11 protein-coding genes are annotated in these 14,682 nt (G+C 57.9%); 4 read left to right on the top strand and 7 right to left on the bottom strand.

Annotation, left to right across the window (positions count from 1 at the left end):
* Window positions 1-37 precede the first annotated feature (37 nt).
* Complete coding sequence (locus FHG12_RS14360) at window positions 38-1,216, bottom strand: acyltransferase family protein (RefSeq protein WP_230471134.1); 1,179 nt, start codon at window positions 1,214-1,216, stop codon at window positions 38-40.
* A gap of 76 nt (window positions 1,217-1,292) precedes the next feature.
* Window positions 1,293-2,474: an acyltransferase family protein gene (locus tag FHG12_RS14355; RefSeq protein WP_139516383.1), complete on the bottom strand. Its 1,182-nt coding sequence runs from the start codon at window positions 2,472-2,474 to the stop codon at window positions 1,293-1,295.
* A 431-nt stretch (window positions 2,475-2,905) separates the two neighbouring features.
* On the opposite strand from FHG12_RS14355, the gene FHG12_RS14350 reads away from it, so the two are divergent.
* From FHG12_RS14350 to FHG12_RS14340, 3 genes are all read left to right on the top strand, one after another.
* Window positions 2,906-6,061 carry a SusC/RagA family TonB-linked outer membrane protein gene (locus FHG12_RS14350; RefSeq protein WP_139516382.1) on the top strand — a complete coding sequence of 1,052 codons (3,156 nt, stop codon included), beginning with the start codon at window positions 2,906-2,908 and terminating at the stop codon, window positions 6,059-6,061.
* Window positions 6,062-6,187: 126 nt separating this feature from the next.
* Window positions 6,188-7,738, top strand: a complete 1,551-nt coding sequence (locus FHG12_RS14345; RefSeq protein ID WP_165699407.1) for a SusD/RagB family nutrient-binding outer membrane lipoprotein — start codon at window positions 6,188-6,190, stop codon at window positions 7,736-7,738.
* 40 nt (window positions 7,739-7,778) lie between these two features.
* Window positions 7,779-9,038 carry a hypothetical protein gene (locus FHG12_RS14340; protein ID WP_139516380.1) on the top strand — a complete coding sequence of 420 codons (1,260 nt, stop codon included), beginning with the start codon at window positions 7,779-7,781 and terminating at the stop codon, window positions 9,036-9,038.
* Between the two features lie 83 nt (window positions 9,039-9,121).
* On the opposite strand, the gene FHG12_RS14335 is transcribed toward FHG12_RS14340, so the two are convergent.
* From FHG12_RS14335 to FHG12_RS14315, 5 genes are all read right to left on the bottom strand, one after another.
* Window positions 9,122-10,885, bottom strand: coding sequence for a glycoside hydrolase family 10 protein (locus FHG12_RS14335; RefSeq protein WP_230471133.1), 1,764 nt, complete (start codon window positions 10,883-10,885; stop codon window positions 9,122-9,124).
* Window positions 10,886-10,995: 110 nt separating this feature from the next.
* On the bottom strand, window positions 10,996-11,619 hold the full coding sequence (locus FHG12_RS14330; RefSeq protein ID WP_165699406.1) for a M15 family metallopeptidase: 624 nt from the start codon (window positions 11,617-11,619) through the stop codon (window positions 10,996-10,998).
* Between the two features lie 40 nt (window positions 11,620-11,659).
* On the bottom strand, window positions 11,660-12,946 hold the full coding sequence (locus FHG12_RS14325; RefSeq protein WP_139516378.1) for a serine hydrolase: 1,287 nt from the start codon (window positions 12,944-12,946) through the stop codon (window positions 11,660-11,662).
* Window positions 12,947-13,012: 66 nt separating this feature from the next.
* Window positions 13,013-13,294: a hypothetical protein gene (locus FHG12_RS14320; protein ID WP_139516377.1), complete on the bottom strand. Its 282-nt coding sequence runs from the start codon at window positions 13,292-13,294 to the stop codon at window positions 13,013-13,015.
* 70 nt (window positions 13,295-13,364) lie between these two features.
* Complete coding sequence (locus FHG12_RS14315) at window positions 13,365-13,688, bottom strand: hypothetical protein (protein ID WP_139516376.1); 324 nt, start codon at window positions 13,686-13,688, stop codon at window positions 13,365-13,367.
* 154 nt (window positions 13,689-13,842) lie between these two features.
* Here FHG12_RS14315 and FHG12_RS14310 point away from each other — a divergent pair, with 154 nt between their 5' ends.
* Entirely contained in the window at window positions 13,843-14,658 is an 816-nt protein-coding gene (locus FHG12_RS14310) for a hypothetical protein (RefSeq protein ID WP_139516375.1), read from the top strand.
* Window positions 14,659-14,682 lie beyond the last annotated feature (24 nt).

The following is a 14,682-nucleotide window of genomic DNA, read 5'->3' as shown; positions in this document are numbered from 1 at the left end:
AAAAACCGGATTCCGGCGCGGCGGGCGGCTACTTGCTTCAGACTTTGATAATGATGTGCCGCCGATATGATACCCACAAAATCGCGACGCAAATTGCTGTATAGAGCAGTGCCCACGCCAGCGAGGCATGATAGGGGTTCGAGAAAGTCGGGACGAAGAACGTGTCGTAGAGCCAGTCGCGCGGGTACACCTTTTCGCCAGCGGCGTTGTGCATTTTCAGGCGCGTCCAGAGGCGTTCGAGGGCTTCGGTGAAGAAGAAAACCGGCAACGCGTTCACGCCGCACACCAGAAAAATCTTGGTCCAGGCACCGCGGTAGCCCTGCACGTCGCACAGCCAATACAGCGCCGCCAGCACCACAATGCTGATGCCCCCCACGTAGAGCACAAACGAGCTGGTCCAGAGGTTTTTATTGATCGGAAACCACCCGTTCCAGATCATACCCAGCACGATGCCGGCCCCACCTGCCACAAACAGCCACGCCACTTTCGTGGCCGCGTCCACGGTGCGCCGCCGCAGCCACCGCGCCGTGAGCATGCCCAATAAGCCGGTTCCGATGGCCGGCAAGGTGCTGAGCAGTCCTTCGGGGTCCCAAGCCTTTTGGTCGTCGAATAGGTGGCTTTTCCCGAATACAAGCCGGTCAAGCCAAGCCCCGAGGTTTGTGGAAGGCTCTAGGTTAGCGGGACCAATTCCGGGAACCGGCACTACTTGTAGCAACACACTGTATAGCAACAAGATCCCTACGGTCAGCCAAGCCTGTGTGCGCCAAGTCGTTTTTAGAAACAGGAGGCTACACACTAAATACACCACCGCAATGCGCTGCAACACGCCCGGAATGCGGAAGGAGGTGAAGTAGAAATGTGGCAGCAAGCTTATCAAAAGCCCTATCAGGCAGATGGTTACTGCGCGGCGCCCCACGCGCAGCATGGCGTTGGTGTGCCGCTCCGGCTGATTCCGGACGCTACCCAAGGCGTACACCAACGACACGCCCACGATGAACAGAAACGCCGGATACACTAAGTCGGCGGCACGGCAGCCGTTCCAGGCGACGTGCTTAAACGGCGTGACGTAGTGGTTCCAGTCGCCGGGGTTATTCACCAGCAGCATGAGCAGCACCGCCATGCCCCGAAACACATCGAGCGAAAGCAGGCGGCCGGAAGCTTCGGCTATGGGAGTGGCGGCAGTAAGTTGTTGCGCGTCTTGCGTAGCAGATTGCACTTTACTATAACTATTTGATAATAAGATACTTGTGAATTATTATACACCCATTGAGTGGATGCATCCCAATCCGCGGTCAGACCTTGATGATGATGCGCTTTTGATACATCACCCACAGAATACCCAACCAGATCAGAACGCAGACAATAGCACCGGCCAAGGAGGCATTGATCGGGCTGAAATTCGGGACGAATAACGTGTCATACAGCCAGGTGCGCAGGCCCACCTCTTGGCCGTTGGCCTCCCGCAGCTTAATCATATTGAGTAAACGTGGCACCAGCCCCGACAGGAAGAACACAGTAATGGCATTGACGCCGTACACCAAAAACGGCTTGGTCCAGGCGCCACGGTAGCCTTGCACGTCGCACAGCCAATACAGCGCGGCTAAGCCAGCCGCCGCAATACCGCCGACGTAGAGCACGTAAGAACTCGTCCAGAGGGCTTTGTTGATGGGAAACCACCCATTCCAGATCATGCCCAGCACGATGGCCGCCCCGGCGGCTACAAAAAGCCACGCTACTTTCGTGGCCGCGTCCACGGTGCGCCGCCGCAGCCACTGCGCCGTGAGCATGCCCAATAAGCCCGTGCCAACGGCTGGCAGCGTTCCCAGAATTCCCTCGGGGTCCCAGGTTTTGCTTTGCTTCCAGAGGTGGGCTTCGCCGAGGAGCAGGCGGTCGAGCCAAGCGCCCAAGTTGGTGGCTGGCTCTAGGTTGGCCGGCCCAACGCCGGGCACTGGCACCACTTGCATCAGCAGGTTGTAGCCTACCAAAATGCCAATCAGCAGCCAGGCCTGCTGGCGCCAGGTGGTTTTGAGAAAGAGTATGCCGCAGATCAGAAATACCAGCGCAATGCGCGCCAGCACCCCCGGAATGCGGACGGTGGTGAAGTCAAAAGCCGGAAACAGGGCCGAAAATAAGCCCAACCCATACAAAATCGCCGACCTTCGTAAGATTTTGATTATCAATTTATTATGCTGATCACGATTACGACGGGCCGTATCGAGGGCGTACACCAACGACACCCCGACGATGAACAGGAAGAACGGGAAAATTAGGTCGGTGGGCGTGCAGCCGTTCCAGACGGCGTGCTCCAGAGGCGCGTAGATGTGGCCCCAATCGCCGGGGTTGTTCACCAGAATCATGGCCATCACGGTGAGGCCTCGAAACACATCCAAGGAGATCAGCCGGCCGGGCTGGGAGGCTTCGGCCAGCGGCACTGCACCCGTCGTTTCGACGGCGGCCTGGGTGGTAGTTTGCATGAGGAGTTTAGAACGTTAAGAGGAAGTCTGCGCCAGCTTGCCGGAGTGCGGCCGCTTTGCCGCGCCGAATGTAAGATTCTGCTTATCAAGAAATAGTTTAAAAGAAAGGTCGGCTGTCAGCAGCCGGTATTCAAAAGCTAAGTATTCCTGAATTAAATTACATATATAGTTGACTGGACTTTTGCAGCGTATTAGCTTTAAAACCTTTCCTTTGAGATTGCAAGGCCCCAAAATCCTTGTTTAAGCGTCAGAATCCCTTCTTCTTCGGCAAGTCGTAAGCCTGGTTATTTGTGAGAATCAACAGCTTGTGTTGTTTGGGCTATCTTTTCCTTCGGACATCTTCTGGCCGGAATTCAACTGCGCACATCCAGTGAATTTCGGCCTTTCGCATTTCTAAACTTCTTCCTTTTCTTCATTTCCATTCTTTCCCTATGAAAAAACTTTTATGGTTTTTCTTAGCTCTCGGCGTGCTGCTGGCGCCCCGAAGCTACGCCCAAACAGCCCGCACCATTACGGGGGTTGTGACGGGTGCTGCTGATAAGTCGCCCATTCCGGGGGTGAACGTGGTGGTGAAAGGCACTACCAACGGCACCCAGACCAACGCTGAAGGTCGCTTTACGCTTACAAACGTTTCTACAGGTAACGTAGTGGTATTCAGCTTTGTAGGCTACACGCCCCAAGAGCGCGCCGTGGACGATGGCTCCACCTACAACGTAAGCTTGGCCACCGACACCCGCAGCCTGAGTGAAGTAGTCGTAACGGGCTACAACATTGCCCAGGACCGGCGCGAAATCGTGACCAGCGTGCAGACTGTAGCCGCGAAAGACATTATCGATTCGCGCCAAACCAACGTGGTAAATGCCTTGCAGGGCAAAGTTGCGGGGGTAAACATCACCAGTTCGGGTGGTGGAGCCGGTGAAGGCGCGGCCATAGTGATTCGCGGCGGCACTTCGCTCGACGGCAACAACCAGCCCCTGTTCGTGATCGACGGTATGATCATGGATAACTCGTCGTTTCAGGAAAGCACGGCGCCGGGTGGTGGTTCGCAGTTTAATGGTTTGCTGGGCCGCTCGGTGGGCGCTTCCAACCGGGCCGGTGACATCAACCCCGAAGACATTGCCAGCATCACGGTGCTGAAAGGCCCGGCCGCCGCCGCCCTTTACGGCCTGAACGCAGCCAATGGCGCCGTGATTATCACGACCAAAAAAGGCAAAAGCGGCGCTACCACGCTGAACTTCCGCACGCAGTTTTCGGTAGACGAAGTGAATCGCCTGCCCAAAATGCAGGACCAGTACCAGCGCGGCTCGGGCGGCATTACCGACCTGACCACGCGTAACTCGTGGGGCCCACGCTTTGCGCCGGGCCAAGCGATTTATAATAACCTCGAAGACTTCTTCCAGAAGGGCTACACATACCAGAACTTCCTGAATATGTCGGGCGGCTCGGATAAGGCAAGCTTCTTCGTTTCGGCTTCCAACCTAGAGCAATCGGGCGTAACGCCCCAAAGCCACTTCGACAAAACCACGGTGCGCGCCTCCGGCACCGCCCAGATTTCGCCCAAAGTCGCCGTAACTGGCTCGGCGCAGTACATCAACTCCGGCGCCGAACGCCCGCTGCAAGGCCCCGGCCTGCTCACCACGGCCGGCACGTCGTCGGGTGGCTTTATGCTGAGCTTGCTCAACTGGCCCCGCAACGACGACGCCCGCAACTACCTCAACCCGGATGGCTCGCGCCGCCGCCTCCTGCCCTTGGGCAGCGGCACCGACGCCGACGCCGACAACGCGTACTGGTCGGTGGAGAAAAACCCACAAACCGAGCGCATCAACCGCTTCATCGGCAATACGCAGCTGAGCTTCACGCCTTTTAAGTGGCTGACCCTGAGCCATAACATCGGCACGGACTTTTACACGTCGCGTTCGCAATCGGTGCGGGCCGTGGGCACGTCGCAGGTCAGCAACCAAAACGGCGGCCTGGCTTATACCGTGGACCAAACGCGCCTGCTGACAGCTACTACGCTGGCTACTTTCACGCACCGGTTCAACGAAAACTTCAACGGTTCGCTGGTAATCGGCAACACGATTGAGCAAAACCGCAGCGACGTTGTCGACTACATCGGTTTGGTATTCCAGAACCAGGACTTCATTGGGCTCAACAACACCGCCAACCGCAGTGCCCTAGAGCGCAACTCGATCCGGCGGCTGATCGGTAATTTTGCCCGCGCCAACGTGACGCTGTTCGACCAGGTGTTCGTGGAATTGCAGGGCCGTTACGACCAGTCGTCGACGCTGCCCCGCCCCAGCGAAGGCAAGAACTTCGGTAAAGGCTTCGCTTACGGCTCACTCGGCTTGGGCTATGAGTTTACCAAAACCCTGGGCCTCGACCAGAACCCCATCCTGAACTACGGCAAGCTGCGGGCCTCGATCGCGGAAGTAGGTCGGGATACGGGTCCTTACCGGGTAGAGTCGCCGCTGACGACCAACACCTACATCGGCGGTGGTTTCCGCAACGACTTCTTCGGCTCGAACCCCATTTTGAAGCCCGAGCATACCCGTTCGTACGAAGGCGGCATCAACCTGCAATTCCTCAAGAATCGCCTGGGCCTCGACTTCAACTACTACTACACGCGCACCCGCGACCAGTTGATCGCGCCCCGCGTGAGCCAGGCTACGGGCTTCATTCTGCAGTACATCAACGGCGGCGTGGTGACCAACCAAGGCCAAGAACTGGCTATCAACGGTACGCCGGTTAAGACGCCAAGCGGCTTTACTTGGGACGTGTTGCTCAACTTCTACCACAACACCAACCGCACCGAGTCGCTGCCCTTCCCGCTCACGGTGGTGTATCAGTCCGACGCCTTTATCACGAACGTGCACCAAGGCGGCGCATTTCCTGGCCGGCCGATCACGGGTGTAGCCGCTACCGACTTCAACCGCGTAACGGACCGCAACAGCCCGGATTTTGGCAAGATCATTATTGGTGCCAACGGTTATCCCTCGGCCAACCCGACGTTTGTGTACGCCGGCAACCGGGCACCACGCTACACGGTGCAGCTCACCAACACCTTCACGTACAAGGGCTTATCCCTGACTTCCTTGCTCGACTTCCGCAAGGGCGGCGTAGTAGTGAACGGTAACGATTTGTACCAAACGAGCGTGGGTACTGCCGAACGTACCCTCGACCGTTACAAGCAAGTGGTGTTTGACGGCGTGGTGGCCACCACCAACCCCGACGGCACCGTTACTTATGCCCCCAACACGCGCCCTGTGGAGCTCACCCAATCGTACTTCGTCTCGACGTTGTCGAACGTGGGTACGGCTTTCGTGGAAGATGCTTCCTGGGCCCGTCTGCGCTACGTTACGCTGAGCTACGCCCTGCCGGCGACGATGCTGGGCAACAGCAAATTCATCAAAGGCGTGGAGCTGAGCGTGACGGGTCGCAACCTGGTGCTGCTGACCAAATACTCGGGGGCTGACCCCGAAACCGCAGCGGCGGGTGCCGGTGTGCGCGGCGGCGGCTCCAACGGCTTCGACTACGGCAACGTGCCCGCCACGCGCGGCGTCGACATGGGCCTGCGGGTTAACTTCTAACTGAATAGCTGACGCACTGGCTGGTTAAGCTGCTGATTATCAGGAATTTAATTTTCGATCAGCTCTCTCCATAACCGCTTGCTAATCAAGGCGTTGGCATCTCGATAAATAGCAATGCTTCTTCCAATGAAAAGATATCTTCTGGTGTTAGGACTGCTGCTGGGCGGTGGTGCGCTTACGTCGTGTGAGGACTACCTCAACGTAAACGACAACCCTAACAACCCTGTCACTTCCACCCCGAACTTCCTGCTGCCGGGCATCATCAGCAACGGCATCCAGACGCAGATGTTCACGTCGTTGCGCGTGCCTTACATCACGCAGTACGTGGTGAGCCGCACCCGCAACAGCGGCGGCAACGACCAGTACTACTTCACCAACGCGCAGAGTACCAACACGTTCAACTACTCCTACTTTCAGTCGGGCGGCAACATTCCGCCCATGATTAAAGCGGCGCAGGACGAAGGGTCGCCGTACTACGTGGGCGCGGGCAAAATCATGCAAGCCATGATCTTGGCGCACGCTACCGACATGCTCGGCGACATCCCGTACACCGAAGCGTACCAGGGCGGTGCCAACTACACGCCTAAGTACGACACGCAGGAGTCGATTTACGCGACCATCAACCAATTGCTCGACGAAGGCATTGTGGAGATGAGCCGGCCGGCTTCCGAAAACTTCCGTGCCCTGTACAGCACCTCGCCCAGCGAAAGTGGCGACATCCTGTACAAAGGCAACGCATCGCGCTGGGTGAAAATGGCGAATGCCTTGAAGGCCCGTCAGCTTCAGCATCTGACCAAGAAGTCCTCCTACGACCCCAATGCGGTATTGGCATTGTGTGCCAAAGGCTTCACCGGCACGGCTGACGACGCCCAGATCCAGTTTCAGACGGCGGTGGCGCCTCTGAGCAATACGACCAACATCTTCGGGCCGACGCGCGCCAACTTCGGTGCAGCTACGTACTCGACCAACATCATCAAGTACCTCAACGGCACAACCTATCCCGGCGTGATTGATCCGCGGTTCGGCATCATTGCGCCCACTACCAGCACCGGCATCGAGCCGGGTGCGGGCACGACGGCAACCGTCAACCTGACGCCGGGCTCTACCACGGTTACTGACTTTTATGCCAGCTGGTATGCCCGCGACCTAGGCTACTTCGAGGTGATTACCTACCACGAGCAGAAGTTTATCGAGGCGGAAGCCGCCTTCCGGGCCGGCAAAAAAGCGCAGGCTTTGGCCGCCTATCGGGAAGGCATTCGGGCGCACATGCGCAAGATCGGTGTGGGCGGCACTTTCTCGCCCCCGGCCGTTACGTTCCCCACGATTACGGAGGCCCAGATTACGGCTTATTTGAACAGCGCCGCCGTGGCCCAGAGCGAAGATGAGCTCGACCTGCGTCGCATCATGGAGCAGAAGTACATCGCCATGTTCTTGAACCCCGACACGTGGTCGGATATGCGCCGTCTGGACTTTGACCCGGCTATTTACGTGAACCTGGTGTACCCCACCAACAACGTAAACCCGGTGCTGGCCACCAAGCCTAATTACAAAGACCGCTTCCCACGGCGCATGTTGCCGGGTGCAACGGAGGTACTTTACAACCCCAACGAGATCGCGCGCATCGGTGGCAACGACCCCGATTACATCACGCGCCCGCTGTGGTTCGACCAGCAGTAAGTGCCTGGAAAGCTGTCTTCACATAAATACTTGACATTCAATGACTTATTATAAAACACTTCGCGGTTCGCTGCTTCTGCTCCTTGCTGGGGCAGGGCTAGCCGGCTGCGAGAAAGAAATCGACACTTACTACACCGAGGTAGGCGGACAGATTCCGACATTTCTGGCCAACGCTCTGGGCACTACCACCAAGTACGCCACTGGCGAAACCGTGACGTTCGAGTTGCAATACGCCCAGCAGACATCCATGCTCAAAGACGTGCGCATCTATCAACGCATCGAACCGAGCACCGATTCCACGCTGGTGCAGACGGTGCCGTACCGCTCCACTTTTTCGCGTACTAAAAATGCCGACACGCTGGTGGTAACCTACGTGGTGCCGCAAGGCGTGAACAAAGCCAACGTACGCGTATCGGCGATTGCAACGGCGGAGAATGGGCAAAGCAAAGTCCGGGCTTTCACGTATCGGTTGGCCGAGCCTACGCCTACCGTGCGCATCAACTCGGCCACCAACGTTACGGCGCCCGGTACCAGCACCCCGGTCCCGGGCGATGTGGTGCGCTACAACCTGACGCTGAACAACGGCGGCATTACAAGCGCCACCAGCCTCACCACCGCTGGCACGCTGTATAAAGACATCGACAGTCTGATCACCTACGTGACCGTAGGCACGCAAGCCGAGCGCCGCTACTTGCGGCAACGGGTGCCTACCGCCGGTACGCAAACGGGCGCCGCTACTACGCTGGACGTCCCCGTAACCATTCCGTCAAGCACCAGCGGCCAGGCCGTTTTGTTCCGGTTTGAGGTAAAAAGCCGCTTTGCCGGCACGCCAAACTTCCGAGCCAGTTCTGCGACCAGCGCCGTGGTTACGCCCGGCACTACCACGAGTCTGGCGGCTGTGCGCGCGGCTACGCTTGCCTTTACCGGCACTACCGGCGGCGACCAAGCGGCTTTCGACCTGACTAGCTTCACCGCAGTCGCGGCCGCGAGCCCTGCCGATACGAAGGACGTAGCCATTACGAGCATTGCCAGCAACGCCGTGCAGATCAAGGCGTTGAACACAACGAAATTTGTGAAGACCACCGCCGCGATCTACAACGCCGCTACCTTGAATAGTATCCGCCAGACCTACCTCAATGCCGCCACTACGGCCCAGGTGGCCACCGTGGATGGCGTGCTGGTAGGCGATGTGTACATCGCACGCCTGCGCAATGCCGATCAATATGCAATTTTCACCGTCACGGGCATCACCCGTACTACTTCGGGCGTGTCGCTGACGATGGACGTGAAGGCACTGTAAGCAGCCACTGAGTTTATTAAAAAGCCCCGCCCTGTTTAGGGCGGGGCTTTTTGTTGCAGTAAGACAGCCTCAGGCCAATAGAATCAGCCAAATATCCGCTGGAAGAAACCACCGCGGCGGCGCTTTTTGGTTTTGATTTTGGTCTTGGTAGTCGTTGTTTCGGGGCGGTGCACGCTTGGTCGGGGCGGTATGGGAGAAGAAGTGCGCGGAGCCATGGGTGCCGTAGGCACGCGCGTAGGCGGCACCTCAGGCTCAGGCGCTTGCGCCACAATCACTTCCGCCTGGCGGCCCAGCGTCGTCACCCGAATCGGCGTGCTTTCGTTGTGCAGGCGGTCGACGGCCGTGACGTAATAGGCGTACTCGGTGCCGGCGCGGGCGGAAGTATCCACCAGTACCGAAGCTTGGTTCGCCATTTTGGGCACCAAGGCCAAGATATGGCGGGGATCGTCGGGCGAAGGCGTTTCGCCTTCGGCAAAACGATACACCACAAAGTAGCGAGCTAAGTCCCCGTCTTTGGCCACTGAGCCGGGCTGCCAGTTAAGCGTTACCACCGAGCCGGCCCGCGTCAGTACCAGATTTTGGGCCGGCATGGGCGGTACGGCGTCCATCCACGGCATTGTTGGGATCAGGGCCGGGTAGCGAAACAGGTTTTGGCGCAACGAATCGGAAGTGTGCAAGGGGTTGGCCATCACCGACCTAGAGCTAAAGAACACACTACCAGCCACTTCCGTCGGGTACGAGCGATTCACGCGAACCTGCCGGGGCAGTTCGCGCGGGTTGCGCCACGTCGTATCCGCCTTCGTGCTTTCGAGCATTCGGTAAGTGCCTTGCCCGATGTACAGGTGCCGGCCGTAGTGGTTACGCGACCACCACTCCACCAAAGTGGGATAAGGGGCGGCCTTAAAGTTGGAACTCCAGTAAAGCTGGGGCAAAATGTAGTCAACCCAGCCCTGCTTCATCCATTCGCGCGCATCGGCATACAGCCCCGAATACCCTTGGAAGGCTTTGGTTGCCGAGCCTTCGGCGTGTTCCGATTGGTTCATCCAGACGCCAAACGGCGAAATGCCAAACTTCACCCAACGCTTCGTCTTGCGGATCGAGTTATGCAGCCCCTCCACGAGCAGGTTTACGTTTTGGCGGCGCCAATCGGCAAGTTTCAGATTACCAGGATTATACTGCTGAAAGGCTTGTTCGTCGTGAATGACGCGGCCAGCCTCCGGATAGGGGTAAAAGTAGTCGTCGAAGTGCACGCCGTCGATGTCGTATCGCTCGACTACATCCAGAATCACCTGCGTGATGTATTGGCGCACTTCGGGCAGGCCGGGGTTGAACAGCAGTTGCCCGCCGTAGCGGAAAAACCACTCGGGATGCTGCCGATACGGGTGGTTGGGCGCCAAGCGGCGCGTCACCGAATCCATGGTAGCGCGGTACGGGTTGAACCACGCGTGAAATTCCATGCCGCGGGCGTGGGCCTCGTCAATCAGAAATGGCAACGGGTCGTAGGGCGGATTCGGGCCTTTGCCCTGCTGGCCCGTCAGCCACTTTGACCACGGCTCCAGATCGCTCTGGTAAAAGGCATCCGCCGCGGGCCGAATTTGCACAAACACCGCGTTGATGCCGTTGCGTTTCTGTATGTCGAGCATACGCCGGTACTCGCGCCGCTGCTGGTCGGGCGTCAGGGAGCGGCTACTGGGCCAGTCGATGTTTTCCACGGTTGCAATCCAGACGCCCCGCATCTCGCGCTTAGGCGGCGCGTCCTGCGCATTGCTTGTGCGGGGCAACCCCCACAACAGCGAACACAGAAGACAAAATAGGACAGCGTAACCAGCGGAAGAAAATCGAAGCATCAGCACACAAACAGAGGGGAAACCGCCGCAAATTACGCACTACCAGCGCTGTAGTCCTACGAAATCTGCGGGCTAGCCTCGGATACCCACACCATTGAGGTACCGTTCGTCTATTCCAAACGGCCGGATTGGCAGGCGGCCAGCTGCGCAAACGACAGGTCGAGCAGGGTAAAATCGGCCCACTGCTGATGGTCAAAATGCCACCATTCACCCGAGTAATTGACAAACCCATGCTGCGTCATGGCACCCAGCAGCGTGGCCCGGTTGCGTCGAACTTCCTCCGTGACCGGCTCATATATGGTGTGCGCCGCTGGCGTCAGATCATCAAAATCAGTGGGCATCGGCAGGGTGCGGCCGGTAGCCAACTCCACCAGCGCCACATCGACGGAGCAGCCACGGTTGTGCCGCGACCCACGCCACGGTGGGGCCGCATACGTTTCGTCCCCGATTTTCTCATAAAACCGCACGGTAGCGCTGTAGGGTCGGTACGCATCGAAGAGTTGGAGCCCGATGCCCAGCTTGCGAAGCTCCTCCTGCACTTCCCGCAAAGCGGCGGCCACCGGCCGCCGCAGGTAAGCAGCCGGCCGATCGTATATGGCTTCCGCCAATACGTTATTAGCGGTGGCATAACGGATATCCAGCACCAAATCGGGCACATAAGTAACTAGTTCAACTAACTCATTATCAGGGTTTTCATCAATTTCCTGTTGATAATGAGCTGTGGAACTTAGCACGTACAGCCTATGAGCATTTGGCGCAAGCATAAGCGGAATTCTACTGCGAATACTTCAGTTGAAACTCGCGCAAGTCGGGCCGGTGCTTGCGGGTACGAGCTAGCTCCCGCCGATACACGGCGTGGCCCAGATCGTGCAAAAACGGAAAGCCAACGGCGTCGTAATCGTAGTGGTCGTCGTTGAGTACTTCATCGGAGTTGACGTAGATAACGGCACTGAGCATAAATTCTATATTATGCTCATAATCAACTATGTACGCATTATCAATCAAAAAGCCGTAGGCCTGCCCTATCTTGTTGAAGATGCGCACATTGGGCAGCAACGGCGCGGGAGCGCCGCCTGCCAGCAAGAATTTGGCGTAGTTGTCGGGGTAATGGGCCGCGTCGTAGCGCGGGTGATCGCTCTCGCGCGGCAACATCGACAGGTAGCGCCGCAGAAACTGATAATCGTCGGGAGCCAGTGCGAAGCGGTTTTTGGCCGGTACCGCGCCGGGAAATAACACCGATTTGAGGATATTTTGCTGATCGGCCAGCGAAACAAAATTCTTTTGGCTGAAGTCCATGGGCTCGTTAATGAGCTTATCGCCATCCATGTAAGCTTTTCCGATTTTCTCGCCCCGGCGCGGCAATTCCTGCATCACCTCTGCCTTGGCGGCGGCCGCAGGCTGCACATAAATAGGCCGCTCCAGAGCCGTGTCGGCGTAAAATGCGAACGGGTTGGTATGCAAGGCGCTAAACCCCTTATCGCCGACTGACAACCGATGCAACAATCGGGTATTGTGGTAGCCACGCCGGCGCAGGCCGTACCGCAACTGGCTTCGTCCTACAAACTCATATAGCCTATTAAACGCATCGTTGTCGCTGACCAGCAACACTTTGCGCACGTATTGCGCAATGCTGGCGCGCCCCGTTGCCGCCGACGTATCGCGCACCACTCGCGTTTGGCCTTCATAGGCCGAATCGATGCGTAGCGGCGACTCGGGGGTGAACTCTGGAATCTGGCTCCGTAGGGCGCGCAGCTTTTCCAGCGCCAGAACGGCCGCGGGCAACTTCACGGTGCTGGCCGGATAAAAATAGCGCCGCGGGTGCACACGGTATTTATAGGTGCGAAAATGCGGCTGGTTCTGCGCGTCGCGGTCGATTTGGGTGTACAAAATCTGTAGCCGATACGCATCGGGGTGGGCCAGCACTTTGCGCACCACCGCCGACGTATCGGTGCGCAGCACGCGCCGCAACGGGCTGCCCACTTGTGCTTGTGCGGGCACGGTTAGCAGCACGCTCGCGGCGGCGAGCAGTCCGGCAAGTCGGGAAGGGATATAAAAAATCATCGCGCCGGAAGATACACTCCCGGCACGATGTAAAAGGCTGAAATCTCAGCGAGGGCCGATACGCTGTTAGCTGTTGGGTTGGTCATTAACGCCATCCTCTAAGCTTTCCTCGTCCTTATCGGCGCTGGAATTCAGGGCATTGGTCTCGCTGCTGTTGCCGTAATCCCCCCGAATGCCGGCTCCGCTGCCCATGTGTTGCTGGGTGCTTTCGGTGTCGATCGGGTGGTTGGGCGTGCCGCGCTGGTTGCTGATGGCGTTTTGGCTATCCACGTTCTGACCGCGGGTTACGGCTTGCTCGTCCTCTTCATTGGGCGTGCTCTGGCTGTTGTTCTGCGAATTATCTGCCATGATTTTCATTTATATAATTTATTGACAATCAACTATTTATGAATTATCAATAAGTGATTAAAAACTAAGCCTACAGGTTGACTTTCCCCGTTTCGCCACCCGACACGCCGGTGCCGCTGCTGGTAGTGCTGCCGCCTACGTCGCCTTCGTCGGCGTTGCCGGGCGCTTCGTAGTGGGTGCCGTGAGCAACGTTGCGGCCTTTGATTTCTTTGCCGCCTTCGGTGCCGCCGCTACCGGAGCTGTCGTCGGCGTTGTTGCCGCGGAGGGCTTCGGAACTGCCGGCAAACTGTCGTCCTTCGGGCTGGCGCTTGTCGGCCAGGCCGGCTTGGTTGGATTGAGAAGCCGTGGGCTGCTCTTGGTCGCGGGCGTCTTGTACTGGTTCGTCGTCTTGCATGATCGGGGTGGTAAGGTGAATACGCACGAGTCCTTCTCCTATACGCGCCCCCGCCGTGTCGGTTCGGATTTGGAGATGCGGTTTTGCCGCTTCTTTTGCCCAACTTGGAACTTCGTTTAAGCCGAAGAATTACGCTTTTCCTCCTTATTTCAGCATGCAATCCGAGTCCGATTCTCTTAGCCAAAAAACCACCGACGAGCTGATTTTTCTGGCGCGCAATCCTGATTATTACCACGCCGATATCATTGCCGCCGCCCGCCGCGAGCTCCAGCGCCGCGGCGTAAATATTCTGACGCTGGGCCCGCCGCAAGCCGAGATTCCGGTGCCACAGTACGCGGAGGAAGAAACGCCCGACCGGACGTGGCTAGGGCCGGCATTGGGCATTGGCATTCTGGTGGTGGCTGTGGCGGCCTATTTTCTCTTTCACCTTCACCGCTCTCCGCCACCGGTCGTGCACAGCAGCAAGCCCATTGTGCTGGAAACCGTGGAATCACACCAAATGCCTGGTTTCGAGGCGCTTACTGAAAAGCAAGTTCAGCGTGATTTGCGTCATGTACCCAAAGCAGAGCGCGCCAACCCGTCGTTTAAGAAAAACTATCTGGAACTGAGCCGGCGCTTCTGGTCAGCGGAGCATCAGTCAGATTACCTGCTCAAGCAAATTACCGCCGCCAAGCTCGATTCGGCTTTCCCCGGCCAGGCCGCGCTGGTGTACGAAAAGTGGCACTACCTCACCAAAGCCCTGCTCTACAGCCACAAGCTGGGCCCGGTGATGAAAGACCGCGTCGATGTAATGCACGACGTTGCCAACCGCCGCATGTCGGCGTTAAGCTACATGCGTACCAACTACCTCAACGGCCAACCCGTGCTGGACAAGCAAGTAGCCGACGCCGTAGCCCCCGTCGACGACATGCTGCGGGCCCTGCGCGACACCACAACCACGGCGCTCATCATGAAACACGTCGATTTATAACTAATTACCAGCCAACTATTTACC

Origin of the sequence: Hymenobacter jejuensis (assembly GCF_006337165.1) — a bacterium.
Classification (GTDB): domain Bacteria; phylum Bacteroidota; class Bacteroidia; order Cytophagales; family Hymenobacteraceae; genus Hymenobacter; species Hymenobacter jejuensis.
The sequence above is the reverse complement of the archived record's forward strand: the minus strand, read 5'-3'. Positions and strand labels throughout refer to the sequence as shown.